This is a genomic window from Oscillospiraceae bacterium (assembly GCA_015068645.1).
GTDB lineage: Bacteria > Bacillota > Clostridia > UMGS1840 > UMGS1840 > SIG452.
This window is the reverse complement of the sequence record SVKD01000006.1, coordinates 63,461-86,827: the sequence shown is the minus strand read 5'-3', so window position 1 is coordinate 86,827 and position 23,367 is coordinate 63,461. Positions and strand designations below refer to the sequence as shown.

Genomic DNA, 23,367 nt, shown 5'->3' with positions numbered 1-23,367 from the left:
AATATGCCAATTCCGATTTCAGCAGCTATCTGCGCAGTGATTGGGTTTGTAGTAAGTGCAATTTCAGGCCCGATCTTTATCCCAATTCTCCGCAAATTAAAATTTGGTCAACAAATCCTGGAGGAAGGTCCTAACTGGCATAAATCCAAATCAGGTACCCCCACTATGGGTGGCGTCATTTTTATGCTGGCAACCATTGTGGTAAGCGCAATTTTTGTGCGAGATTTAAAAGGCTTGTTTGTGGCTTTGTTTGCCCTTTCCTGTGGACTGATTGGTTTCTTGGATGACTATATTAAAGTAGTAAAAAAGAGAAACTTAGGTCTCAGCGCAATGTGGAAAGTGATTTTAATGCTGGTGGTTTCCTCTACATTTGTGGTAGGCGGCCTGGAACTCGGCATTATTCAAACCACGCTCAGAATCCCCTTTACACATATTCATTTAGATTTATCCTATTACATCAGTATTCTTCTGGTATTTATGATGATTGGATTTATCAACGCTGTAAACTTAACCGACGGAATCGACGGCCTGGCAGGCACCGTGACCTCTGTTGTCAGCCTGTTTTTCGCCTTGATTTCCATGATTTTCGCCTCTACGGGAATGACAATGTTTTCCGCAGGACTTTGCGGCGCACTTTGCGGATTTCTGATTTATAATTTGCATCCTGCCAAAGTATTTATGGGAGACACCGGTTCCCTCTTCTTAGGCGGCGCTGTTGTGGCGTTGGCAATTTTAAACGATATGCCTCTCATTCTGTTGATTGTGGGTATCATTTATCTGATCGAAGCCTTTTCCGTAATGCTTCAGGTAACTTATTTTAAATTAACCAAAGGAAAACGTATTTTCAAAATGACTCCCATTCATCACCATTTTGAAATGTCCGGCTATTCCGAAAACAAAATCGTGTTCCTGTTTTCTGTGATCACCGTGATTGGTTGTGTGGTTGCATTTTTATCTCAAATGTAACAGGAAGAATCTTTAGGAGAAAGGAAGGCTCCCAGAGCGTAACCGGAGCCGTATGGATACCATGAAAAAGCTCAAACCAAAATTCCGGCTGAACTGGAGAAATTTCGATCATATTTTTCTTTTAACCGTAGTGGCATTGACTGCATACGGTTTGGTTATGGTGTTCTCCGCTTCGGCTCCCAGCGCCTTCTATATCCACGGTGACAGCTTATTCTTTTTCAAAAATCAGGCTTTCTGGGCAGTCATCGGTTTTGTGGTAATGATCCTGGTCTCCATGATTGACTATAAAGTGATCAAACGATACGTATTTCCCATATATATCGTAGCGATGATTCTGTTATTGCTGGTACTTTTTATCGGTCAACGTGTAAACGGTGCAAAACGTTGGTTGAATTTTGGTTTCTCCACCATTCAGCCCTCTGAATTTGCAAAAATAACGATTATTATGACTTGTGCATGGGTTTTATCCAAAATCAAAACCATAGATGCAAAAGAATCTCTCCCTCATCTGATTATTTGCGGATTGATTGTGGGAATTGCCGCAATTCTGTTACTTTTACAGCCTCACTTTTCTGCAATTTTAATTATCGTGTTAGCATTGGGCTGCATGATGATTGCAGCAGGAATTCCCATGCGTCTGTTTTCCATTGCCGCAATCATTGCCGGCGTGGCAGGAGTGATTTTCGCCATCATCGAACCCTACCGTATGCAACGTCTGATTTCCTTCACCGACCCCTTTAAAGACAAAGCAGGAGACGGTTGGCAGGTAGTACAATCTCTTTATGCAATTGGCAGCGGTGGCTTTTCAGGACTTGGTCTTGGCAGAAGCCGTCAAAAATTCTTATATATTCCCGAACCGCAAAACGACTTCATTTTCTCTATCATCTGTGAAGAACTTGGATTCTTGGGCGCATTGGCAGTATTATTGTTGTTTGCACTGCTGCTTTACCGCGCTATCAGGATTGCCCTGAAAGCACCCGACCGTTATTCTATGCTGTTGGTATTCGGTTTAATTTCTTTAACCATTGTGCAAGTTCTTTTAAACATCGGTGTGGCAACCTCTTCGGTTCCGCCCACAGGTATTCCGCTCCCCTTCTTTTCTGCAGGGGGAACTTCCTTTGTATTCCAGATGATTTCTATGGGTATGATTTTAAACATTTCTACCCAAACAAAAAAAGAAGCAGAGCATCATATCTGATAGGCTGATACGTTTATCAAAACGGGAGGCGTTTTATGAAAGTACTTATTTCCGGCGGCGGAACTGCCGGACATATCAATCCTGCAATTGCAATCGGCACCTACCTTCAAAACCAGGGTGCCGAAGTGTTATATATCGGCTCCGACGGAGCATTGGAGAAAAAACTTTATTCCAAAACCGGTTGTCAGTTTTACGGATTCCCTTCCCAGGGATTAGACCGCAAACATTTGCTTCGTAATTTTAAAATCCTGGCAACCGACTATCAAGCTCACAAGGAAATCAAAAAGGTTGTGGAAAAGTTTCGCCCTGATGTGGGCGTGTCCACCGGCGGCTATATCAGCGCCCTTGCAATGTACGCTTTAAAATCCAAAAAAATTCCCTTTTTGGTACACGAACAAAACGCAATTCCTGGGTTAACAACCAAACTGCTTTCCAAATGGGCAAAATGTTATGCATTGGCTTTTATGGAAGCACAACCCTTCCTAAAACATCCCGATCGCGCTGTATTAACGGGGAACCCCATCCGTCAGGAATTTATGCAGGTGAATAAAAAAACAGCACGTCAAAAGCTGAACCTTCCTGAAGATGCTCCTGCAGTGCTGTGTTTCGGCGGAAGCTTAGGTGCCCTGCAATTAAATGAAGCCTTTATAAAAATGATTCCGCAGGCACAAAAAGCCGGCATCACCATGTTCATCGGAACAGGAAGCCGCTATTATGAAAAATTTTTAGAACAGGTAAAAGAATTATCTTTTGATCCCAATCAGATCAGAATTACCCAATACATTGAAGATATGCCCAACGTATTAGCTGCCTGCGATGTAGCAATTACCCGAGCAGGCGCAATGACGGTTTCCGAGCTATGCGCCATGAAAAAACCCGCCATCCTGATTCCCTCTCCCAACGTAACGGCAAATCATCAGGATAAAAACGCTCATGCTTTGGTTACCTTAGGCGGAGCATTAAAAATTCCGGAAGCAACTCTCACCGGAGAAAATTTATATCAGGCACTGCACTCCATGGTGAGTGATTCTGCCAAATTACAGAAAATGTCGGAAGCCCTCACTCCTCTTGCCATCACCGACGGTGATAAACGAGTGGGTGAACTTGTGATGAAATTACACAATCAACCGTAACAATCAGACACACCTTTCATATAATGGAACTGTAAGAAAGGTGTGAAACTATGAGATACCTGATTGAAGGCGGAAAAAAGCTTTCGGGCACCGTCCCCATTTCCGGTTCCAAAAACGCGGTGTTGCCCATTTTGGCGGCAACCATTATTACAGGAAAGAAAACTGTGTTACATAACTGCCCCGATATCTCGGATGTTCGATGCACCATTGACATTTTGAAATATTTGGGGTATCATGTTATCATGGAGAATGGAACCATCACCGTAAATACAGGATTCGATGCCAAACCGCAGGTCCCATCACAGCTGATGAGAAAACTCCGTTCTTCCATCATCTTATTAGGGGCCTTTATCAATCGATTCGGTTCTGCCCAAATTTCCTATCCGGGCGGTTGCGAATTGGGAAAACGTCCGATTGATATTCATTTGTCTGTTCTTTCCCAAATGGGTGTGCAAATTCAAGAAGACGAAGCCGGAATCTGTTGCACAGCTCCCTCCTTAAAAGGCGGAGAATATCAGCTCAGCTTTCCCAGCGTGGGTGCTACCGAGAATGTGATGATTGCATCGTTGATTGCAGACGGACCCGTCACCATTAAAAATCCTGCAAAAGAGCCGGAAATTGTAGATTTACAGAACTTTTTAAACACCGCAGGTGCGCAGATTACGGGAGCAGGTACCAACGCCATTCAAATTACTCCCACCAAAAACTTTTCCGACTGTGAATACCGCATTTGCTCCGACCGCATTGAAGCCGCAACCTACCTTTCATTGGCAGCAGCAACAGGAAGCACCATCACCTTAACCAATGCTCCTGTGGCAGATTTAGGAAAGAGCATTGCTATTTTAGAAGAAATGGGCGCATTTGTGATACCCCATTCCGATGATACCTTAACCATAACAGCTCCCCCCCACCCTAAGCCGGTGGACTTAATTTCCACAATGCCGCATCCGGGATTCCCCACAGATGCGCAGGCCATCATGATGGCTGCGCTACTCCGTTCAACAGGAACCAGTATGATTGTGGAAAATATATTTGAAAACCGCTACAATCATGTGGAAGAACTCCAAAAAATGGGTGCAAACATTTCCCTTTCCGGAAACACAGCCCGTGTGCACGGTGTTCCCAAACTGCACAGCGCCAACGTGTGTGCAAAGGATTTAAGAGCGGGAGCTGCACTGGTAATTGCCGCGCTTTCAGCAGAAGGAAAAACCATAATCAATGACGTGCACCATATTGAAAGAGGCTACGAAAATATGATTGTCAAGCTACGCTCCTTAGGAGCCAATGCAGAGCTTCTGCCATCGTTGGAACAACAAAAATTGCTGCTCTCATTTGGTTGACATCCATATGATAACATATCAGATTCCTTTCTTTGACCGAGGAAACAACACTATATCAAAACGAGGATTCCTATGAATGAAGAAAAGGGGTTGGGCACACCATCTGCCCAACCACAACCCCAAACAAAAAAGCATCAGAAAAACAAGGTGTTCAAAACCACCGTGCTGGTTACCGCCATCTTAATCGTGCTGGTAATTGTCATCGGATTTTTAACGCCTGTTTTTCATATTCGTGAAATCACCGTAACGGGAACCAAGAATCTTTCTGCCGAAAAAGTATTGGATGCTTCCGGATTGTCGGTAGGAACCAACATTTTTACCTTTCAGACGGTTGATACCGAGAAAAAAATTGCTGCCCTTCCCTTTGTAAAATCCGCAAATGTTACCAGAGTCTTCCCCAACAAGGTATCCATCGGTATTACGGAATGCAAACCCGTTGCAGAAATTGTATGCGGAGAAGCTCTTTTTCTGACAGTGGATGAAACCGGAAAAATTCTGGACTCTACCGGTGATACCGAAAAATACAACGTTCCCATAATTGAAGGAATTACAGTAGAACAGTTTGAAGTGGGAAAAATTGTGGATACCGCAAACCAAGATGAACTGGATACCGCAATTGCAATTTCACAGGAAATCAGCCAAAATAAAATGATTGACCCGTTGGAAAAGCTAGCTGTCACAGAAGGCAATTTTTTCGTACATTTTGAGAATAATATTACAGCAGACATCGGCTCCGGCAGCAGAAGTTCCTACAAAATTAAATTTTTAAAAGAAGTGTTGGCAAACATCCCGGAAGAAAAATCCGGAACCATAGAATTTATCGATGAAGATAAGGCGGTGTTTAAAGAATATGAATAGCAAATGGAAAGCACAAATCGCAATGGGCTTGGTGTGTCTGCTGCTTGGATTTTCCATCACCATACAGCTCCGCAGTGTCAAAAAAAATAATGGTGCCGGCTCTATCAGCGGTCTTCGTGCCGGTGAAATCCAATCTATGTATCGCAAAGAAAAGGAAAAAAATGAAGCGCTGTATCTGGAATTGGAAACCGTACAGAGTCGATTGGATCAATATATGTCTTCCGTGGAAGATACCAACACCACTACCAAGCTGATGAAAGAACAGCTGGATAATGCGGAAGTGTTGGCAGGATTAAAAGAAGTAGAAGGTCCCGGCGTGGTAGTCAAAATGAACGACGGAACCCAAACACCTCTCCCCGGCGAACCGGAAAGTCTGTATTGGTTGCACGATTCTGATATTCTTTTGGTAATCAACGAATTAAAAGATGCCGGTGCAGAAGCCATTTCCATCAATGGAGAACGTTTAACCTCCATTTCCGAAATTCGTTGTGTGGGCTCTGTTTTAAGTATCAACAATGTGAGAATCGGCGCTCCGTTTATCATCAATGCTATTGGTGATGCCAAAACGCTGGAATCTGCATTGCTGTTTAAAGGCGGTGTTGTGGCAGATATTGCCGCATACTGCGAAGTGGACGTAAAAACCGCAGAATCAATCACTGTGCCTGCCTATAAGGGTGCCATCAACTTCAAATATGCAACACCCACTGCAGCAAAAAAATAAAGAAAGGCAGGATTTATTATGTTATTACCTCTGATCGGTTTTGTTTTGGGTTGTTTGATTGCCTTCTTTGTTCCGGGCAGCATCAATCCCGACTATTCAGTTTACATGGCGATTGCCATTTTAGCAGCTCTGGATTCGGTGTTGGGCGGCATCTCCGCCAATTTAAGAAAAAAATTCTCTATGATGGTCTTTTTAACAGGTCTGTTCGGGAATGCAATTCTGGCTGCCTTTATCATCTATCTGGGAGAAAAACTCGGACTGGATTTATACGTGGCAATCGTGGTGGTATTTGGCACCAGAATGTTCCAGAATTTTGGCTTTATCCGTCGTTTTTACGTGGACAAATATTCCAATTTGGGAAAGCAACTGACCGTGGAAGAACTGGGGTCTGATAACCCCTCTTAAAAATTACAGTTTTTTTACATTTTTTTCGTCATTTGACTTGCTTTTTCGAAAAAAAGATGCTATAATATGAGAATAGTATGAATAATTGCGCATATATCTACGAAAAATGTAGACTTTAGATAGAAATTTCAGGGAGGTTTTAGGAATATGGCATACCATAGCGAATTAGACACCTTTGCAAAAATCAAGGTAATCGGAGTTGGCGGCGCAGGTAACAACGCTGTAAACACCATGGTTGACAACAATATGGACAAGGTGGAATTTATTGCCATCAACACAGATAATCAAGCATTACTTAACTCAAAAGCACAAACCAAATTAAGAATTGGTGAAAAAATCACCAAAGGCTTAGGTGCAGGTGCAAATCCCGAAATCGGCGAAAAAGCTGCTGAAGAAAACAGAGAAGAAATTGCTCAGGTGGTTCAGGGTGCCGACATGGTATTTATTGCTGCAGGTATGGGCGGTGGAACCGGTACCGGTGCAGCTCCCGTAGTTGCTTCCGTTGCTAAGGAAATGGGCATTTTAACCGTTGGTGTTGTGACCAAGCCCTTTGCTTTTGAAGGTATGAAAAGAAGCAACGCTGCAAAAAAAGGCGTGGAAGGCTTAAAAGAATACGTGGATGCTTTAATTGTCATCCCCAATGATAAGTTATTAGGTTTAGTAGATAAAAACACTTCCTTAAAGGATTCTTTCCGCATTGCAGACGATGTACTTCGTCAGGGCGTGCAGGGTATCTCCGACGTTATCGTAGTTCCCGGCTTAATCAACTGTGATTTTGCAGACGTAAAAACTATTATGAAAAATACCGGTTATGCTCATATGGGTTCCGGTATGGCAAGTGGCGACAACAAGGCAGAAGATGCAGCTTTAGCAGCAATCTCCAGCCCGTTACTGGAAACCACCATTGACGGTGCAAAAGGTGTGTTAGTAAACATCACCGGTGGACCGAATATGTCCTTAATCGAAGCAAGTCAGGCTGCCACCATCGTTCAGGAACATGTGGATCCGGATGCAAACTTAATCTTCGGTGCAGTCATCGACGAAAATATGAAGGACGAAATCAAAGTTACCGTGATTGCTACCGGTTTTGCTTCCAATGAAGTATTCCGTGATCACTTTAACATTCCTCAGTTCGGCGCTGCTAAAAAAGAAGTAGTAGAAAAACCGGCTCCCGAACCGTTAAGCGCTCCTTCCTTTATGCAGACTGAAACTCCCAAGAAGAAAAAAGAAGAAGTGTTAGATATTCCTGATTGGATTACCGGCTTAAACTAAGTTTCAAATAAAAAAAACAGTCCTCAGATTGAGGACTGTTTTTTTATACTGATTTACAAATTTTCCCAAGTTTCTTTTAAAGCCACCGGGAACACCGTCTCTTTCGCAAACAAGCGAAGAAGCTTAAGAGCTTTCTGTTTATTTTTTCCAATGAGAATTCGTTCTGTTTCCACAGTATTTTGATGTCGGCAGATTACTTCCACCCCGTAATATGAATCATCTTCCAAAAGAAGGCGATACGTCAGTTGATACCGTTTGTTCCCATAACAAACATTTTTCTTTGTCACTGTTGTTTTCATTAGCATAATCGTATTCCTTCCTCTTTTGTTTATATTTTTCATTAGGAAAAGGTTCTTTTTGATTATAACACACTCATCCCCTTGCAATCAACCCAAAAAATTCTTCATTTTTCTGCAAAAACAAAGACAAACCAACAATCCTCAAGCAAAACCAAGAAAGAAAAACAAATCCTCTCCCGTTTGACAAAAAAAGAGAGATAAATCATTGTAATTTCAGAAAAAACTTGAATTTACAAGAAAATTGGTGTATAATAAATTATGTATGTACATTTTTAGTCCCTGAAAGGAAAGCGCCTATGAAATTTGACGGAATTCTCTTAGTTTCCGATATGGACGGAACCCTCTTAACCGAAGAAAAAACCATCTCCAAAGAAAACTTGGAAGCCATCCGCTATTTTAGAGCAAACGGCGGAAAGTTCACCGTGGCTTCGGGAAGAGTGTATCAATCCTTAGAAAGTTATTTTGATGAATTAACGCCTGATATCCCTGTGATTTCCCATAACGGCGGTGTTATCAAAAATCCTGCAACCAATGAATTTTTGTATGCCAAACGTCTTTTTGGAAACTATAAAGAAGTGGTCAACGACATTCATAAAAAATTTCCATGGTTGGGAATTGAAGCATTTATCCCCGAGGAAATTTTATTTTTCACCGACAATCCCTATGTGAGAAAACATATCAACGACGAAAAAATTTTTCCCGATAATAAAATTGAGTGGCACTCTTTAGAAGAAACGCCTGACTGGTGCAAAGTCTTAATGGCGGCAGAAACCGATGAAATCGATATGTTAGAAAAAGTAATTCCACCCCTTTATCCCCAGTACAGTTTTGTAAGAAGTGAAGAGCATTATTTTGAACTGTTGCCTCACGGAGTTCATAAAGGTTCTGCCTTAAGCGAATTGCTGAATATATTAAAAATATCTCCTGATAAATGTTATGCGGTGGGAGATAATATGAATGATAAAGAAATGCTTGCCGTTGCAGGTTGCGGAATTGCCGTTGCTAATGCAAACCAGGGATTAAAAGAACTGGCAGATGTGGTGTTGCCTGTCACCTGCGAAGAACACGTGATCAAAGCCGTGGTAGAAATGCTGGATAAAGGAACGATTTAAATGGAAAGACCAATTGATGAATTTGTAAAAACGGAAAAATGTATTGTATGCGGTGTGTTTTTAGGAACCGGGAAATTAGAAGACTCCGACCCGGAATCCTTAGAAGAACTAAAAGCACTCTGTGAAGCCTCCGGCGCCGAAGTGGTGGGAGAAATCACCCAGAATCGTGAAGCTCCCGACAGCCGTACCGTTTTGGGAAAAGGGAAAATTGAAGAATTAAAAAATGCCGTGGAAGAGCTGGATGCCAATCTGGTAGTGTTTGACTGTGAACTTTCCGGCTCCCATACCAGAAATATTGAAGAAGAATTGAAGGTTCGTGTCATCGACCGTTCCCGCTTAATATTAGATATTTTTGCCCTGCGTGCCACCACCCGTGAAGGGAAATGTCAGGTAGAATTGGCACAGCTTCTGTATCATCTGCCCAGACTTTCCGGCATCGGTACTTCCCTCTCCCGTTTGGGAGGTGGTATCGGTACCCGTGGTCCCGGGGAAACTCAGCTGGAAACCGATAAACGGCACATCCGTGAAAGAATTGCAAATTTACGCCGAGAATTAAAAGAAATTGAAAAAAACCGTGAAACCCAACGAAAACAGCGTGCCAAAAACGAAGTGGTAAACATTGCTCTGGTTGGTTATACCAATGCAGGAAAATCTTCGCTATTAAATGCTTTAACAGGAAGCGAGCAGTATGTGGAAGATATGGTGTTTGCAACCTTGGACCCCTTATCAAAAAAACTCACTTTAGCTGATGACCGTCAGGCAGTGTTGACAGACACGGTTGGGTTTATCCGAAAACTTCCCCATCACTTAGTGGAAGCGTTTAAATCCACATTGGAAGTATGTTGCGAAGCGGATTTACTGTTGCACGTGATGGATGCTACTGATGAAAACTTACCCAATCACAAAAAGACTGTGGAAAATCTTCTAAAGGATTTGGGTGCCGAAGCAAAACCCATTCTTTCAGTATATAATAAAGCTGACAACTTAACCGAAGAATTTATTTCGGAAAAAGATAGTATTATGGTATCTGCCAAAACAGGTTACCATGTTGACGAATTACTGCAAAAAATTACCGAATTAACTCGTACCACCGAGGTGGAAAGAGTGATTCGGATTCCCTATGATAAATCCTATCTGGTAGCAAGAATTCACGACCAGTTAAAAGTGTTGGACACCAGATACGAAAACGAATACCAAGAACTTACCGTTTACGGAAAAGAGGAGCTGATTGCCCAGTATGAGCAGTTATAAAACCGTTTTAAAAGCCAGCGAATGTGAAATTATCGAAAAAAAATCCCGTTTTATTTCGCTGACTTATCCTGTGACAAGCGAAGAAGAAGCCCTCTCCCACTTGGAAGCGGCTCGCAAAAAATATTACGATGCCACCCACGTGGTGTTTGCATACCGCATCCGCAACAATCAGATTCAGCGCTTTTCCGATGACGGAGAGCCTCAAGGTACGGCAGGCGTTCCCGTTTTGGAAGTGTTATCCAAAGGAGAAATCACCGATACTTTATCCATTGTGGTTCGTTATTTTGGCGGCACCTTGCTTGGCGCAGGCGGACTGATTCGAGCTTATTCCAAGTCTGCCCACGAGGGCGTGCAGGCATCTGAAGTCATCACCATGGCAGAATGTGTGGAATTTATGATTGATTGTCCCTATCATTTATTCGGCACCGTGGAACATATTTTAAGAAAACACGATTGCCGCAAGATTGACGTAGTATATGCAGACCATATTACCATGCGGTATTATATGGAAGAAGGAAGCTACCAAAGATTCCTTGCCGATTTAACCGAAACCACAAATGCTACCGTGACCGCGGAAGAAGTAAACCGTAATTTCTATCAACTGTAAAAGGAATTTTTTGCTATGTTATTTTATGATATCACGATTTTAGATGAAAATTTAGAAGTAAAAGAGCATCAGTATGTGTTAACCGAAGGGAATAAAATCACCTACATAGGAGATACCTGTCCCGAAACCAAGGAAGAACGTTATAACGGCAAAAATAAGCTTCTGATGACAGGTTTTTTCAATCTGCACTCTCATACTCCTATGACCTTCATGAGAGGGTACGGTGAAAATCTGTCCTTAGACGACTGGCTCAACAAAAAAATCTTCCCTTATGAAGATAAACTGACCTCCGAAGATATTTATGTGGGCACCTTGCTTGGGATTGCAGAAATGCTTCGGTTTGGAATTGTGTCCACCAGTGATATGTATTACTTTTGCGAAGATATGCTAAAAGCATTCTTGGAAGTGGGCGTAAAATGCAATTTAAGCCGTGGTATCACCTGCTTTTCCGATGCAAGCTATCACGATTTGCCCGCTTATGAAGAAAACAAAATCTTAGTAAGAAATTATCATAATAAAAACGACGGACAAATCAAAATTGATTTTTCCATTCACGGGGAATACACCAACACCGAACGCACCATCCGTGAAATTTCCGAACACGCAAAAACAGAACATCTGCCCATTCATATTCACATTTCCGAAACGGAAAAAGAACACAAAGAATGCATGGCACGTCATAACGGTATGACTCCCATTGAATATTTCAATCATCTGGGCGTGCTGGATTCTCCCGTATTGGCGGCGCACTGTGTGCATCTTTCGGGAGACGATTTTGCCATTATGAAAGAAAAAGGCGTATCCGTGGCAAGTTGCCCTGCTTCCAATTTAAAACTGGCAAGCGGTATCTGTGACGTGAAAACCTTATTTGATTACGGCATCAACGTGGGTATCGGTACCGACAGCGTGGCCAGCAACAACTCTTTAAACATGATAGAAGAAATCAAGCTCTTTGCCCTGCTTCAGAAAGTGCGCTCAAATGATCCTGCTATTATCACCCCCAAAGAAGCAATCTATGCCGCAACCAAAGCAGGCGCTATTGCTCAGGGACGTAGCGACACAGGTGCATTAAAGGTAGGCAACCGCGCCGATTTAATTGTGTTAGATATGGACGCTCCCTACTGGAAACCCGTTCACAATCTGACCAACAACTTAGTATATTCCGCATCAGGAACAGACGTATGCCTTACCATGGTGGACGGCAAAGTGTTATACAAAGACGGCACCTATCCCACAATGGATGTAGAAAAATTAAACGCAGTACAGAAATTATCTCAGAAAGAAATCTAAATTTATGAATCTCAAGTCCTTAAAAAAAGCATTTCCCTATACAATTCCCGTCATGCTTGGCTACTTATTTTTAGGCTCTGCCTTTGGCATCCTGTTAAGCAGCAAAGGCTACGGACCTATTTGGGCACTCATTATGAGCGTGAGTATGTATGCAGGAAGCGGTCAGTTTGTGGCGATTGGCTTTTTAACCTCACCTTTTGACTTATGGAACGCTTTTTTCGTAACGCTGATGGTAAACCTTCGCCATTTGTTTTACGGCTTATCCTTGTTGGAACGGTTTAAAAAAGCAGAAAAAAAACGGTTTTATATGATGTTTTCCTTAACCGATGAAACCTATTCCCTGCTCTGCGGTATCAAAGCCCCAAAAGATGTAGACGAGCATCAGTTTTACTGCTCCATCGGTTTTTTAGACCATATTTACTGGATTGTAAGCTGTGTGTTGGGAAATATTATCGGCTCCACCATCCCCTTTAATTCCAAAGGGATTGACTTTGTAATGACCGCCTTATTTATGGTGATTTTCTTAGACCAATGGAAAGATTCGAAAACTCATATTCCCCAGTTTGTTGGAATCGGAATCTCTGTTATTTGTCTGCTGATTGTGGGTTCTGAAGGATTTTTACTTCCTGCTATGAGCTTGATTTTAATTTGCTCCGGCATCTTAAAAAGAAGATTGGAGGCGAAACTGGTATGACACTTCCAATCCATCAGGCACTGCTTATCATTGGGGTATCGGCAGTTGCCACCTTTTTGACCAGAGCTTTACCATTTTTACTGTTTCCGCCCCATAAAAAAACGCCCAAATTTATTCTCTACTTAGGCAAGATGCTCCCCTATGCAACCATCGGAATGCTGTTGGTATATTGTTTAAAGGATGTTTCTATTTTACAATGGTCTCACGGACTTCCCGAAGCAATAGCACTATTAGCCATCACCGCCGTACATCTGTGGAAGCGGAATATTTTATTCAGCGTTGGTGGTGGAACCGTATTTTATATGATACTGGTTCAATGTATTTTTTAGTTTTTTGCTATTTTAGCAAACAATCCCCCCAAAAAAATCGGAGGTTTTTAAAATGAAATTAAAAGAATCCGGCGAAAATTATTTAGAAGCCGTTTTAATCCTAAAAAAAGAATTGGGAAACGTCAGAAGCATTGATGTGGCTCATCATTTAAATGTATCCAAGCCCAGCGTATCCGTAGCAATGAAAAACCTGCGAGAAGAAGGTTTTTTGGTGGTGGATGAACTTGGAAATATTACCTTAACAGAACAAGGTATGCAAGTTGCCGATAACATGTATGAACGGCACCACGTACTTGCCAAAGCATTGATGGCTCTTGGCGTATCCAAGGAAACCGCTTACGAAGACAGTTGCAAAATCGAGCACGATTTAAGCCAGGAAAGTTTTGAAAAAATCAAAGAATTTTTAGAAAAACATAACTGCCCGGATTAAGGAGGATACCATGAACAAAACATTGCGAATTTTGCTTCTTGCCGTTGGTGGCGTCTTAATCGGTGCTTTCGCCAATCAGCTGGGCACCGCAAATGGAGCAGCGATGTTCACCTTAGGAATTTTACTTGCGGTCAGTTCTATGATTACCGTGACCAAAAAAGAAAACAAGAATGAGAAAAAGAAGCCTGAGAAAATCAATCCCTACAAGAGAAAAAAGGAGAAACATTAATATGAAAAAATCTCTCTTAATATTGTTAACAATATCATTGTTGGCTCTTTCAGCTTGCTCTAAAAACGTTCCCCCTGCCAACACAACCATCCCGCCAGTTTCTACAAAAACAACATCAGAATCAGAGTCTAGTCAATTAACAGATCAAGACTTTATTTACATTGAAAACAATCAACAAGAAATCCCTATGAATTTCGGATATTACTACGGCTTTACGCAGAACCAGTCAGTAGTATTCAAATTAAGCTCTTCATATTCTAAAGACCGAACCACCGGTTCTTACACTCTGCCCAGAAATTTAACATTGCAATCATCCATCGAAGATTTTGTTGATGCTTATGACATTCAAGCGCAAAATTCTGTCGTACAAGTATGGAAATTGAACATGAGCCATTTTTACGAATTTGATATTAAAAACATAGACGAGTTCACAAAAGGTGCTGAATGGGCGGATCTTGTCATCGCCTGGTACAAAATTGACGAACAGTGGCATCAAATGACATCGCAAGAAGTTATGAACCTGATGTCGAACAAATGGAATGAAGAATGTGAAGCAGTCTACACAGTAAGTATAGATTGCAGCAATCCTTCCCAAAGAAACAGCGTAATCATTACATATTCTACCTTAGAAGATTGGGTAAAATTTAACAGATAATTTTATATTGATAAACAAAAAAGGCATAGGATATTCAAACGGAATCCTATGCCTTTTGCAGTCTTGACTTTCCTGTTTCAGACGACGAGAAAATTGATTCAGAACGGAGAAATCGAGTCAAAGCTCTGCTTTGATGGCACCCGAAGGCGTACCGAGTGTACGTCTCCCGAAAGACGATGAGAAAAGGACTTAGAATTCGCAAACCGAACCAAAGGGTTACCCGAAGGCGTAGTACTGCGTACAGCATAACGGTACGCCGAGCGGTGAGGTTTGCGGATAGCAAAGGGCATTCTAATCAAAATTGTTGCAAACAATTTTCACCTTATAAAAACAAAAAAGGCATAGAATAAATCCTATGCCTTTTGCAGTCTTGACTTTCCTGTTTCAGACGACGAGAAAATTGGTTCAGAACGGAGAAATCGAGTCAAAGCTCTGCTTTGATGGCACCCGAAGGCGTACCGAGTGTACGTCGAGGGCGAGATTCATCCGTTATGGACAATTTTATCGAGTCTTAGTCTAAAAATTCTTTGGTAATGTTATATACATTTTCCACAGATTTCTTCATCAGTTCTTCTTCTTCGGGAGAAAGAACTACGGGAATATCCAATTCAACACCTTCGCTGCTTACGATTCTGGGCATACTTACTGCAACATTGGTGAAACCGTAAATTTCTTCTTTGTTGATACTTACAGGAAGCACTCTGTCTTTACCATTTAAGATTGCATCGGTAATATCACTTACTGCACTTGCAACGCCAAAATAGGTAGCACCTTTGTTTTTGATGATTGCTGCACCACCTAATTTCACTTCTTCTTTAATCTGAGCTTTTTCTTCTTCAGTTAAGGGATGACCGTGAATGGTATCTAAATTTACAAGCAGTTCGCCGGCGATGGTAGCGTGGCTCCAGTAAGGGAACTGGGTTTCACCGTGTTCACCGATCATCATTGCGTGAATATTTTTCACGTTCATATCAAATAAATCATACAGCTTCTGCTGCAGACGGATGGTATCTAAGTAAGTACCGGAACCGATAACTTTACCTGCGGGCAGACCGGTCCATTTCTGAACTAAGGTGGTTAACACGTCAACAGGATTGGAAACGATAACAAAAATGCCGCCATTATAGTGTTTCATAATGTCACCAACAATAGATTTCATAATGGAAACATTTTTGCAAGCTAAATCCATTCTGGTTTCACCGGGTTTTCTGTTTACACCTGCAGTGATAATAATAACATCGCTGTCTTTCACGTTTTCATAGTCACCTGCGGTGATTTTCATGGAACCGAATACAGGACAAGCATGAGAAATATCCAGCGCTTCTCCATATGCTTTTTCTTTATTTACATCAATTAAAACCATTTCATGCGCAAGGTTTCTGGCAGCAATGGTATATGCAATAGAAGCACCTACAAAACCTGCTCCTACAATTGTGATTTTTTTCTTGGAAGTACCCATAAAATAAACCTCTTTTCCCTAATAATTTTATAGTCAAATTGAAATTTTAACCCATTATATTCTGTATCTGTTATTGTATCAAAAGAAAACGATTTTGTCAATTGTTTTTTCTCTTTTTAAAGAATTTTTATTCTTTTTCACAGCTTGTTCTCATACTCTGTGGTATAGCAATTTCTAAGGAGGAAAATATCTTGTTTCAATTTCGAAAAATAGCGTATCATTTTAAGGAGCACAAATTTTCATACAGCTTACTGCTTATTTTAATTGTTCTCGGATTTTTGGTCGGATGCTTTTACACAAATTTTCTTTCAGAATCCGACTTTTTCAGTGCAGGGATACAAGCAGAAGAATTTATCAAGCAAGCAAAAGAACACGAACTGAGTTTTCGTCTGATGCTTTCAGAGGAACTTTCCACCTATCTTCTGATTGCTCTGTTTTCGTTATTTTTACCCGGCTTTATTCCCACGATTTTTCTCGTTTTCAAGTGGGGGTTTTCTTCCGGATTTTTTCTCACATTTTTAATCAAATATTTTGCTATGAAGGGCTTTTTTCTTGGCGGACTGTTTCTGATTACCAATCTTATGTTTTTTCTTCCGGCTCTAATGATTCTGGCAAGAAAAAGTCTTTCTGTTAACAAATATCTGCTTGCCTCCGCATTGCAGCATCATTCCTCTAAAACTTCCCTTCCGCAAGAACTTCTCACCACGTCTGTAATCACATTAGCCACATCGTTTATGGTAGCGATCGGTGTTTCTTTGAAATTCACATTACTCTCTCCTCTATCGAATTATTTATTCTTTTGAAAAAGAATTGACAAGCCTCTTCTTTTGGGATATAATGAAGAAAAGCTTCAAGAAGAGGAAGTGGTCTTATGAAATTAAGAACGATTATTGCAAAATTAGAAGCAATCGCGCCCTTTTGCCTCGCCGAAGAATGGGACAACGTAGGCCTGATGCTGGGACACCCTGATTGGGATATCAAAAAATGCTATGTGGCACTGGATATTACCGACCGGGTAATTGATTGCGCCATCGAAAACGGATGCAACCTGATTGTCAGCCATCACCCGTTCATTATGGGGGGAATAAAATCAATCAATTTAGAAGAAGAAAAAGGCCGTCAGATTGCTACGCTGCTTTCCCACAACATTGCGGTATATTCTATGCATACAAACTTCGATAGCTGCTGGGGCGGCGTAAACGATACGCTATGTCAACTGCTTGAGCTTATGGATTATCACACAGACCAACCTACTATCTACCGAAAAGGTTTCTTAAAAGAGCCCATTTGTTTACAAGATTTTATCACACTGGTAAAAGAATCTCTTCAAGTTTCATATGTGAATTATACAGGAGACCCCAACCGCAAGGTGAGAACCGTTGCTGTCGTTGGAGGTGCAGGCGGAAGCATGGTGGAAACGATGAAAGACTGCGATGTTTATCTCACAGGCGAAGCCAAATATCACGAATATCAGTTAGCAGAAAGCCTGGGTCTTTGTATGGTTACGGCAGGCCACTTTGAAACCGAGAATCCCGCTTTGGAAAAAATCCGTATTGCGCTCACGGAACTAAATTTAGACGTAACGGTTCAAGAAGTTCATCACGGATTTTATAAGACCGTATAGGTACCAATTTATGGAACGAATTTTAGTGTTTTCCGATTCTCATGGTGATGTGAGAAAAATGAAACAGATTATTGAAAATATGTATGGTGTTACTGCCGTAATTCATTTAGGGGACATCAATCGGGATATCCAATTTTTAGAGGACAACTTTTTCGATTTTCCCATCTACGGCGTGCAAGGGAATAATGATTATTCCGGTGCATATCCCAACGAAAAAATGTTGACAATCGGGGATAAAAAGATATTTATTACCCATGGGCATTATTATCTTTTGGGTTGGGATCCCGCACCTTTAAAGAGTATTCCTGCCACCGAGAAAGCTGATGTGATTTTGTTCGGGCATACGCATATTGCAGAAGTAGAGCATTTTTCAGGGAAAATTTTGGCAAACCCGGGTAGCATTTCACGTCCAAGAACAGGTAATGCTTCCTACGGTGTTATTGAAATTGAAGCCGGAAAGATAAGCTATTGCAATGTACAGCTTCCCTCACCATTTTAAAAAGTTAAAAAAAACTGAATCATTCCACATTTGAATGATTCAGTTTTTTTATTCTTCTTTATGCTTGATTTTATAAACAATCAGAGAACCTGCCATCATCGCCAATACAATTCCAAAAGGAATCAAAAATCCGGGAGACAACGGATCTTTCAAAGAATCCCCCATCAACGTAAAGGGAATTAATGTGGGAACCATTGCCAACAGCGACAATCCTAAAAAACTCCAGAACCGATAACCTGTACTTCCGCAGACCAAGGAAATCAATTCCACGGGAAAAACATTAGATGCGCGAAGGGCAAATAACGTTACCTGACTTTTATCACTGTCATCCATAAAACGCTTCACCTTGGGAGACTTACGGATGATTTTTTTCACAAGGTTTCTTCCCAACTTCTTTCCAAGCCAGAATGTGAGAGACATGGTAACAGAAAGGCCGATAATATTAATGAGAATACTATAAATGGGCGGAAAAAGGTTACCCGTCAGAATATATAAAAATGCTACGGGAATAAAAAACAGTACCGCTTTTACGGCATAAATTCCCAGTACAAGGAGAACCTCAATTACAACATTTCCCCCTGCAAACAGAAAAATATCATCCGGTGTTACCCCGGTTAACAGCTTAGTTAACCAGTAAAACAATACAATCACAATTGGAAGGCCAAGCACTAAAAGTGCTATCCAGCGAAATTGTTTTCTCTTATTCTTATTCAATCGAAGCCCTCTTTCTTAATTAGTTTATTGCTTTTCTGCGAGTTTTTTCTACCGCAGGAACAATCCCTGCGCATACAACAGCCGCAACCACAATTTCGAGCACTGCATTGATGCCACCCCAGGCAATCATCAAAGCCACATAATCTTTTCCAACTGCAGTATGTCCATAAAAACAAATATAAATCAGGGATAGTACCATAAACGAATGCATCAAGCTTGCCACAACTCCTGCAATTCCTGCAGAAACAGATGAATGGAATTTTTTCTTACAAAAACGATAGCAGAACACACCGATAACCGGGAACAGAATTCTGGGAACAATACAAATCACAAGACTCCAAAAGTTGCCGTTGGGAGCAATGGGAGTAAATGCAAAAGCCGATGTGCTTCCCAGCAAAGAGGTGGAAAAAACGATCAATGAGAATACACCCATGACACCTCCCATAATCACCCCTTCCCGATAGCCCAAAACCATGGCAGCTACCAAAGGCGGAATGTGTGCCAAAGTTGCAACAATCCCTGGTCCCAAGGGAATGGAACCTAACGCAGTAAATGCAAAAATCGCTTCAATAGCAATAAATAATGTTAAAACAACAAGTGTATTTAATTGTTTTCTTTTCATTGTAATTCTCCCCTCAATTATGCTTTCACATTCATCTGATATACCAGATTTAAACCTGTCATCAACAGGTTTTCCCGATATACAATTTCTTTTCTGCAATACGGAATAATCGCCTTGGCATGTCCACCTGTTGCAACCACAGTGGCAGGGGTACCCAGTTCTTCTAAAATACGTTCAATCATACCGTCTATCATAGACGCCCAACCAAACACCATCCCTGCTTTCATAGAATCTACAGTGTTGGTGCCGATTACTTTTTTGGGAGAATCCAGGTTGATTCCCTGAAGCTGTGCGGTATTCTGAGATAACGCATTTAAGGAAATACCAACTCCGGGTGCAATAGCACCGCCACGGATATTTCCTTTTTCATCCGTCACAGAAATCGTGGTGGCAGTGCCCATATCAATCACAATCACGGCAGTTTTATATAAATGCCGTGCTGCCACATTATCCACCACAATATCGGACCCAAGCTGAGAAGGGTTATCAATCAAAATATTGAGCCCTGTTTTGATACCGGGTCCCACAATCAAGGGATCTTTCCCGATGAGTTTTGAAACCGCTTTGGCGATTACATTGGTCACGGGAGGTACTACGCTGGAAATAATGCCGCCTTCAAAGGAAGTTTCTTCCATATTATACAGCCGCAAAATTTCACGGAAATAAATCGCATACTGGTCCTCGGTACGGCACCCTTCGGTTGCCATCCTGGATACAAAGCATACTTCGTTTTGATGGATAGCTCCAATCACAATGTTGGAGTTGCCCACATCAATCGCTAAAATCATCGCTTTTGTTCCTTTCACTACTGCTCCGCGGTAGGCGGATGCAATGTATATTATTTTATTTTTTTGAACAAATAATTTTAAAGATCTTTCTTCACACGGAAGGTTCTGCGGAATTTCGCCTTGCGGCGCTGTTTTTTCTTACGTTCCGCTTCTATGATGTAATACACCGCAACGCCAATAATAAAGACAATTGCAGCAATAATCAACCAGAAAATGGTTTTTAAAATATTATAAAACGTAATGGTCTTTTTAGCAGTTCCCGTCATAGGAATCTGAAACAATTCTGCTCCGTCGGAGGAAACCGTTACACTGGCAGTGTATTCTTCTGCTCTTTTATAGCGGGGAGCGAGTTCATAAGAAAAACTTAACTCTTCTGCCCCAACTCCATTGGGAAGCATCACAAATGCCTCTCCATCCAACTGAAAATCCACACGTCCTATTTTCCCAAAGGTTCCCCAAAGCTTGCCTGCAGGAGGATCAATCAAATCATTATCAATCTTGGTTTTATAAAAGTTTTCATAGCAAAAATCCAAAAGATTAGCCGCATCCTCATATTTCTTCTCACCGTCGGTACAGTTCATTACCACACAAATCAGCTCCAAGGTTCCCCGCTTTGCTTCCACTACCATCGTGTTCTGCGCAGGGGTAGTAAACCCATTTTTGCCAAACCGTGCATATTCATAATAATACGGACCGGACTGCAGCATCAGATTTTTATTGGAACGAACCCTGTCAGGATTGTCGGACATGGTGTATGTTTTTGCTCCGGCAATCTTCACGAAATCAGGATTTTTCATAGCTTCTCTGGTAATCAACGCCATATCATATGCAGTGGTATAGTGTTTCTCATCATGAAGACCGTGAGAATTGACGAAGTTGGTGTTGGTGGCGCCCAACTCTTTTGCCTTTTCATTCATCAACTTTACAAAGTCTTTTTCACTGCCTGCCACATCTTCTGCAATAACAATAGCACAATCGTTGGCAGATTCCAACATCATCCCGTGCAAAGCATCTTCCACGGTAAGGACATCACCTGCAGCAAGGCCGATACTGCTGGTTCCCAACGTTTGCTCCACCGCATAATCACTGACCGTAATAACGTCTGTCAGTTCACAATGCTCCAGAGCAATCAAAGCAGTCATCACCTTGGTGATGCTGGCAGGATATTTCTGCTCATTCATCCCTTGGTCAAACAACACCTGCCCTGTTTCCGCTTCCATTACCACAGCATTTTTAGACAAGATATCAAATTTCGGGACGGGGTTTGCTGCCCACACGGACGTGTGGAGTAACAAAACGCAAAGAATCAAACAAACTAGCTTTTTCACAATCATTCTCCATCCGTTTATTTTAAATTATAATTCGGTTATTATATAGTATAACACAATCCAATCCGGTTTGCAACAAAATCAACCATTTTTTTCATAAGATTTTTGAGAAAACCCACTTTTTTTCAGAAAAAGCAGATAAAAATAAAAAAATGTGAAAAAAAGACTTTATTTTTTGGAAACAATATGCTATAATGGTTTCAGAATGTAATAGTCTGTTATTTTTTGGAAAGTAACATGCTGTTAAGATAGACGAAAGGTGTGATAACCACTTGGAAAAATATGTTATTAACGGCGGAAAGCCTTTAACCGGAGAAGTAGTAATCAGCGGTGCAAAAAACGTTGCGGTTGCTATGATTCCTGCTGCTTTGCTGTCTGATACTCCTTGTGTTTTAGAAAATGTGCCCGATATTTCTGACGTGCGCATTATGATTAATATTTTAAAACAGATGAACGCAGAGGTTTATTATAAAGAGCCCGGCGTTCTCTATATTGATTCTACCAAGATGAACACTTCTAAGGTTCCTTATGAACTGGCAACCAAAATGCGTGCCTCTTATTACTTTATCGGCGCACTTTTAGGTAAATTCAATCAGGCAGAAGTGGCTCTTCCCGGCGGATGCCATTTAGGAAACCGTCCTATTGACCAGCATTTAAAAGGATTTGAAGCATTGGGCGTGCAAACCGAAGTAAAATCCGGTGCCATCGTTGCAAAATCCAATGCCTTAACTGCCGCCCCTGTATTTTTCGACCAGGTTTCTGTTGGCGCAACCATCAATGTTATGCTGTGTGCCTGCAAAGCGCAGGGCACCACCATTATTGAAAATGTGGCAAAAGAACCGCACATTGTTGACGTGGCAAACTTTTTAAACTCCATGGGCGCAAAAATCAAAGGCGCAGGTACCGACACCATTAAAATCGTGGGCGTAAAGGAATTAAAAGGTTCCAGCTATTCCATCATTCCTGACCAGATCGAAGCAGGTACATATATGGTAATGGCAGCAGCTACTAAAGGTGATGTTGTGGTGAAAAATGTAATTCCCCGCCACTTGGAATGTATGAGCGCAAAACTCACAGAAATTGGTGTTGGTGTGGAAGAAGGAGACGACTCTATCAGAGTATTCTACAAAAAACGTCCCAAGAAGACTGTGGTAAAAACCTTACCATATCCCGGATTCCCCACCGATATGCAGCCCCTGATTGCCACCTTACTGTGCGTGTCTGAAGGGACCAGCACCGTAACTGAAACCATCTGGGATTCCCGTTTTAAATATACCGAAGAATTAAAGAAAATGGGAGCAGACATTAAAGTCAGTGGTAATATGGCAATGATTACCGGAGTGGACGAGCTTTCCTCCGCTCCCCTGAGAGCAACCGACCTTCGTGCAGGTGCCGCTATGGTAATTGCAGGGCTGATGGCTCGCGGAACAACTGAAATTTCTGATATTTTTCACGTTGAACGCGGTTATGAAAAAATTGTTGATAAAATCAAAGGAATGGGCGGCGACATTCAGAAAATCGAAACAGAAAACTAAGCCCGTATA

Annotated in this window: 27 protein-coding genes; 21 read left to right on the top strand and 6 right to left on the bottom strand. The window is 41.5% G+C overall.

Features of this window, described 5'->3' with window-relative positions; genetic code table 11:
- Window positions 1-3 precede the first annotated feature (3 nt).
- From E7413_03955 to ftsZ, 8 genes are all read left to right on the top strand, one after another.
- On the top strand, window positions 4-966 hold the full coding sequence (locus tag E7413_03955; GenBank protein MBE7019015.1) for a phospho-N-acetylmuramoyl-pentapeptide-transferase: 963 nt from the start codon (window positions 4-6) through the stop codon (window positions 964-966).
- 52 nt (window positions 967-1,018) lie between these two features.
- Complete coding sequence (gene ftsW / locus E7413_03950) at window positions 1,019-2,164, top strand: putative lipid II flippase FtsW (protein ID MBE7019014.1); 1,146 nt, start codon at window positions 1,019-1,021, stop codon at window positions 2,162-2,164.
- Window positions 2,165-2,199: 35 nt separating this feature from the next.
- On the top strand, window positions 2,200-3,297 hold the full coding sequence (murG, locus tag E7413_03945) for an undecaprenyldiphospho-muramoylpentapeptide beta-N-acetylglucosaminyltransferase (GenBank protein MBE7019013.1): 1,098 nt from the start codon (window positions 2,200-2,202) through the stop codon (window positions 3,295-3,297).
- Window positions 3,298-3,347: 50 nt separating this feature from the next.
- Window positions 3,348-4,637, top strand: coding sequence for a UDP-N-acetylglucosamine 1-carboxyvinyltransferase (gene murA / locus E7413_03940; protein ID MBE7019012.1), 1,290 nt, complete (start codon window positions 3,348-3,350; stop codon window positions 4,635-4,637).
- A 72-nt stretch (window positions 4,638-4,709) separates the two neighbouring features.
- The gene (locus E7413_03935; GenBank protein MBE7019011.1) at window positions 4,710-5,495 is read left to right on the top strand and encodes an FtsQ-type POTRA domain-containing protein; all 786 of its coding nucleotides are present in this window, start codon (window positions 4,710-4,712) and stop codon (window positions 5,493-5,495) included.
- Complete coding sequence (locus tag E7413_03930; GenBank protein MBE7019010.1) at window positions 5,461-6,216, top strand: DUF881 domain-containing protein; 756 nt, start codon at window positions 5,461-5,463, stop codon at window positions 6,214-6,216. Before E7413_03935 ends, E7413_03930 begins: the two co-directional genes overlap by 35 nt.
- An 18-nt stretch (window positions 6,217-6,234) precedes the next feature.
- Entirely contained in the window at window positions 6,235-6,621 is a 387-nt protein-coding gene (locus tag E7413_03925; GenBank protein ID MBE7019009.1) for a DUF1290 domain-containing protein, read from the top strand.
- Window positions 6,622-6,768: 147 nt separating this feature from the next.
- Window positions 6,769-7,893: a cell division protein FtsZ gene (ftsZ, locus tag E7413_03920; protein ID MBE7019008.1), complete on the top strand. Its 1,125-nt coding sequence runs from the start codon at window positions 6,769-6,771 to the stop codon at window positions 7,891-7,893.
- Window positions 7,894-7,946: 53 nt separating this feature from the next.
- Here ftsZ and E7413_03915 read toward each other — a convergent pair whose 3' ends face one another.
- Entirely contained in the window at window positions 7,947-8,198 is a 252-nt protein-coding gene (locus E7413_03915) for a hypothetical protein (protein ID MBE7019007.1), read from the bottom strand.
- A 290-nt stretch (window positions 8,199-8,488) separates the two neighbouring features.
- Between E7413_03915 and E7413_03910 the strand changes: the two genes are divergently transcribed.
- From E7413_03910 to E7413_03870, 9 genes are all read left to right on the top strand, one after another.
- Window positions 8,489-9,304: an HAD family phosphatase gene (locus E7413_03910; GenBank protein MBE7019006.1), complete on the top strand. Its 816-nt coding sequence runs from the start codon at window positions 8,489-8,491 to the stop codon at window positions 9,302-9,304.
- On the top strand, window positions 9,305-10,555 hold the full coding sequence (hflX, locus tag E7413_03905) for a GTPase HflX (protein MBE7019005.1): 1,251 nt from the start codon (window positions 9,305-9,307) through the stop codon (window positions 10,553-10,555).
- A complete protein-coding gene (locus E7413_03900) occupies window positions 10,542-11,162 on the top strand; it encodes a YigZ family protein (protein ID MBE7019004.1) in 621 nt (206 codons plus the stop codon). Before hflX ends, E7413_03900 begins: the two co-directional genes overlap by 14 nt.
- Window positions 11,163-11,177: 15 nt before the next feature.
- Entirely contained in the window at window positions 11,178-12,452 is a 1,275-nt protein-coding gene (locus E7413_03895; protein MBE7019003.1) for an amidohydrolase, read from the top strand.
- Window positions 12,453-12,456: 4 nt separating this feature from the next.
- Window positions 12,457-13,146: a branched-chain amino acid ABC transporter permease gene (locus E7413_03890; GenBank protein MBE7019002.1), complete on the top strand. Its 690-nt coding sequence runs from the start codon at window positions 12,457-12,459 to the stop codon at window positions 13,144-13,146.
- Window positions 13,143-13,475, top strand: coding sequence for a branched-chain amino acid transporter AzlD (locus tag E7413_03885; protein MBE7019001.1), 333 nt, complete (start codon window positions 13,143-13,145; stop codon window positions 13,473-13,475). Before E7413_03890 ends, E7413_03885 begins: the two co-directional genes overlap by 4 nt.
- 52 nt (window positions 13,476-13,527) lie before the next feature.
- Window positions 13,528-13,905 (top strand): metal-dependent transcriptional regulator, encoded by a 378-nt coding sequence (locus tag E7413_03880; protein MBE7019000.1) that lies wholly within the window; start codon window positions 13,528-13,530, stop codon window positions 13,903-13,905.
- Between the two features lie 10 nt (window positions 13,906-13,915).
- On the top strand, window positions 13,916-14,134 hold the full coding sequence (locus tag E7413_03875; GenBank protein ID MBE7018999.1) for a hypothetical protein: 219 nt from the start codon (window positions 13,916-13,918) through the stop codon (window positions 14,132-14,134).
- A 187-nt stretch (window positions 14,135-14,321) separates the two neighbouring features.
- Window positions 14,322-14,789 (top strand): hypothetical protein, encoded by a 468-nt coding sequence (locus E7413_03870; protein MBE7018998.1) that lies wholly within the window; start codon window positions 14,322-14,324, stop codon window positions 14,787-14,789.
- A gap of 511 nt (window positions 14,790-15,300) precedes the next feature.
- Here the strand turns inward: E7413_03870 and E7413_03865 are convergent.
- Window positions 15,301-16,248: an L-lactate dehydrogenase gene (locus tag E7413_03865; GenBank protein MBE7018997.1), complete on the bottom strand. Its 948-nt coding sequence runs from the start codon at window positions 16,246-16,248 to the stop codon at window positions 15,301-15,303.
- Between the two features lie 191 nt (window positions 16,249-16,439).
- Here E7413_03865 and E7413_03860 point away from each other — a divergent pair, with 191 nt between their 5' ends.
- The 3 genes from E7413_03860 (at window position 16,440) to E7413_03850 (ending at window position 18,371) form a co-directional block, all read left to right on the top strand.
- A complete protein-coding gene (locus E7413_03860) occupies window positions 16,440-17,051 on the top strand; it encodes a hypothetical protein (protein ID MBE7018996.1) in 612 nt (203 codons plus the stop codon).
- Window positions 17,052-17,119: 68 nt separating this feature from the next.
- A complete protein-coding gene (locus tag E7413_03855; protein MBE7018995.1) occupies window positions 17,120-17,872 on the top strand; it encodes a Nif3-like dinuclear metal center hexameric protein in 753 nt (250 codons plus the stop codon).
- A 10-nt stretch (window positions 17,873-17,882) separates the two neighbouring features.
- The gene (locus E7413_03850; GenBank protein ID MBE7018994.1) at window positions 17,883-18,371 is read left to right on the top strand and encodes a metallophosphoesterase; all 489 of its coding nucleotides are present in this window, start codon (window positions 17,883-17,885) and stop codon (window positions 18,369-18,371) included.
- Between the two features lie 48 nt (window positions 18,372-18,419).
- Here E7413_03850 and E7413_03845 read toward each other — a convergent pair whose 3' ends face one another.
- From E7413_03845 to E7413_03830, 4 genes are all read right to left on the bottom strand, one after another.
- Complete coding sequence (locus E7413_03845; GenBank protein MBE7018993.1) at window positions 18,420-19,085, bottom strand: TVP38/TMEM64 family protein; 666 nt, start codon at window positions 19,083-19,085, stop codon at window positions 18,420-18,422.
- Between the two features lie 19 nt (window positions 19,086-19,104).
- The gene (locus E7413_03840) at window positions 19,105-19,707 is read right to left on the bottom strand and encodes an ECF transporter S component (protein ID MBE7018992.1); all 603 of its coding nucleotides are present in this window, start codon (window positions 19,705-19,707) and stop codon (window positions 19,105-19,107) included.
- Window positions 19,708-19,724: 17 nt separating this feature from the next.
- Window positions 19,725-20,495 (bottom strand): type III pantothenate kinase, encoded by a 771-nt coding sequence (locus E7413_03835; protein MBE7018991.1) that lies wholly within the window; start codon window positions 20,493-20,495, stop codon window positions 19,725-19,727.
- Between the two features lie 77 nt (window positions 20,496-20,572).
- On the bottom strand, window positions 20,573-21,829 hold the full coding sequence (locus E7413_03830; GenBank protein MBE7018990.1) for a D-alanyl-D-alanine carboxypeptidase: 1,257 nt from the start codon (window positions 21,827-21,829) through the stop codon (window positions 20,573-20,575).
- Window positions 21,830-22,095: 266 nt separating this feature from the next.
- Between E7413_03830 and E7413_03825 the strand changes: the two genes are divergently transcribed.
- Window positions 22,096-23,358 carry a UDP-N-acetylglucosamine 1-carboxyvinyltransferase gene (locus E7413_03825; protein MBE7018989.1) on the top strand — a complete coding sequence of 421 codons (1,263 nt, stop codon included), beginning with the start codon at window positions 22,096-22,098 and terminating at the stop codon, window positions 23,356-23,358.
- Window positions 23,359-23,367 lie beyond the last annotated feature (9 nt).

Coding starts and splice junctions, on each gene's coding strand:
- E7413_03955 (MBE7019015.1), top strand. CDS start 4: ATGCCAATTCCGATTTCAGCAGCTATCTGCGCAGTGATTGGGTTTGTA.
- ftsW (MBE7019014.1), top strand. CDS start 1,019: ATGGATACCATGAAAAAGCTCAAACCAAAATTCCGGCTGAACTGGAGA.
- murG (MBE7019013.1), top strand. CDS start 2,200: ATGAAAGTACTTATTTCCGGCGGCGGAACTGCCGGACATATCAATCCT.
- murA (MBE7019012.1), top strand. CDS start 3,348: ATGAGATACCTGATTGAAGGCGGAAAAAAGCTTTCGGGCACCGTCCCC.
- E7413_03935 (MBE7019011.1), top strand. CDS start 4,710: ATGAATGAAGAAAAGGGGTTGGGCACACCATCTGCCCAACCACAACCC.
- E7413_03930 (MBE7019010.1), top strand. CDS start 5,461: ATGAAGATAAGGCGGTGTTTAAAGAATATGAATAGCAAATGGAAAGCA.
- E7413_03925 (MBE7019009.1), top strand. CDS start 6,235: ATGTTATTACCTCTGATCGGTTTTGTTTTGGGTTGTTTGATTGCCTTC.
- ftsZ (MBE7019008.1), top strand. CDS start 6,769: ATGGCATACCATAGCGAATTAGACACCTTTGCAAAAATCAAGGTAATC.
- E7413_03915 (MBE7019007.1), bottom strand. CDS start 8,198: ATGCTAATGAAAACAACAGTGACAAAGAAAAATGTTTGTTATGGGAAC.
- E7413_03910 (MBE7019006.1), top strand. CDS start 8,489: ATGAAATTTGACGGAATTCTCTTAGTTTCCGATATGGACGGAACCCTC.
- hflX (MBE7019005.1), top strand. CDS start 9,305: ATGGAAAGACCAATTGATGAATTTGTAAAAACGGAAAAATGTATTGTA.
- E7413_03900 (MBE7019004.1), top strand. CDS start 10,542: ATGAGCAGTTATAAAACCGTTTTAAAAGCCAGCGAATGTGAAATTATC.
- E7413_03895 (MBE7019003.1), top strand. CDS start 11,178: ATGTTATTTTATGATATCACGATTTTAGATGAAAATTTAGAAGTAAAA.
- E7413_03890 (MBE7019002.1), top strand. CDS start 12,457: ATGAATCTCAAGTCCTTAAAAAAAGCATTTCCCTATACAATTCCCGTC.
- E7413_03885 (MBE7019001.1), top strand. CDS start 13,143: ATGACACTTCCAATCCATCAGGCACTGCTTATCATTGGGGTATCGGCA.
- E7413_03880 (MBE7019000.1), top strand. CDS start 13,528: ATGAAATTAAAAGAATCCGGCGAAAATTATTTAGAAGCCGTTTTAATC.
- E7413_03875 (MBE7018999.1), top strand. CDS start 13,916: ATGAACAAAACATTGCGAATTTTGCTTCTTGCCGTTGGTGGCGTCTTA.
- E7413_03870 (MBE7018998.1), top strand. CDS start 14,322: ATGAATTTCGGATATTACTACGGCTTTACGCAGAACCAGTCAGTAGTA.
- E7413_03865 (MBE7018997.1), bottom strand. CDS start 16,248: ATGGGTACTTCCAAGAAAAAAATCACAATTGTAGGAGCAGGTTTTGTA.
- E7413_03855 (MBE7018995.1), top strand. CDS start 17,120: ATGAAATTAAGAACGATTATTGCAAAATTAGAAGCAATCGCGCCCTTT.
- E7413_03850 (MBE7018994.1), top strand. CDS start 17,883: ATGGAACGAATTTTAGTGTTTTCCGATTCTCATGGTGATGTGAGAAAA.
- E7413_03840 (MBE7018992.1), bottom strand. CDS start 19,707: ATGAAAAGAAAACAATTAAATACACTTGTTGTTTTAACATTATTTATT.
- E7413_03835 (MBE7018991.1), bottom strand. CDS start 20,495: ATGATTTTAGCGATTGATGTGGGCAACTCCAACATTGTGATTGGAGCT.
- E7413_03830 (MBE7018990.1), bottom strand. CDS start 21,829: ATGATTGTGAAAAAGCTAGTTTGTTTGATTCTTTGCGTTTTGTTACTC.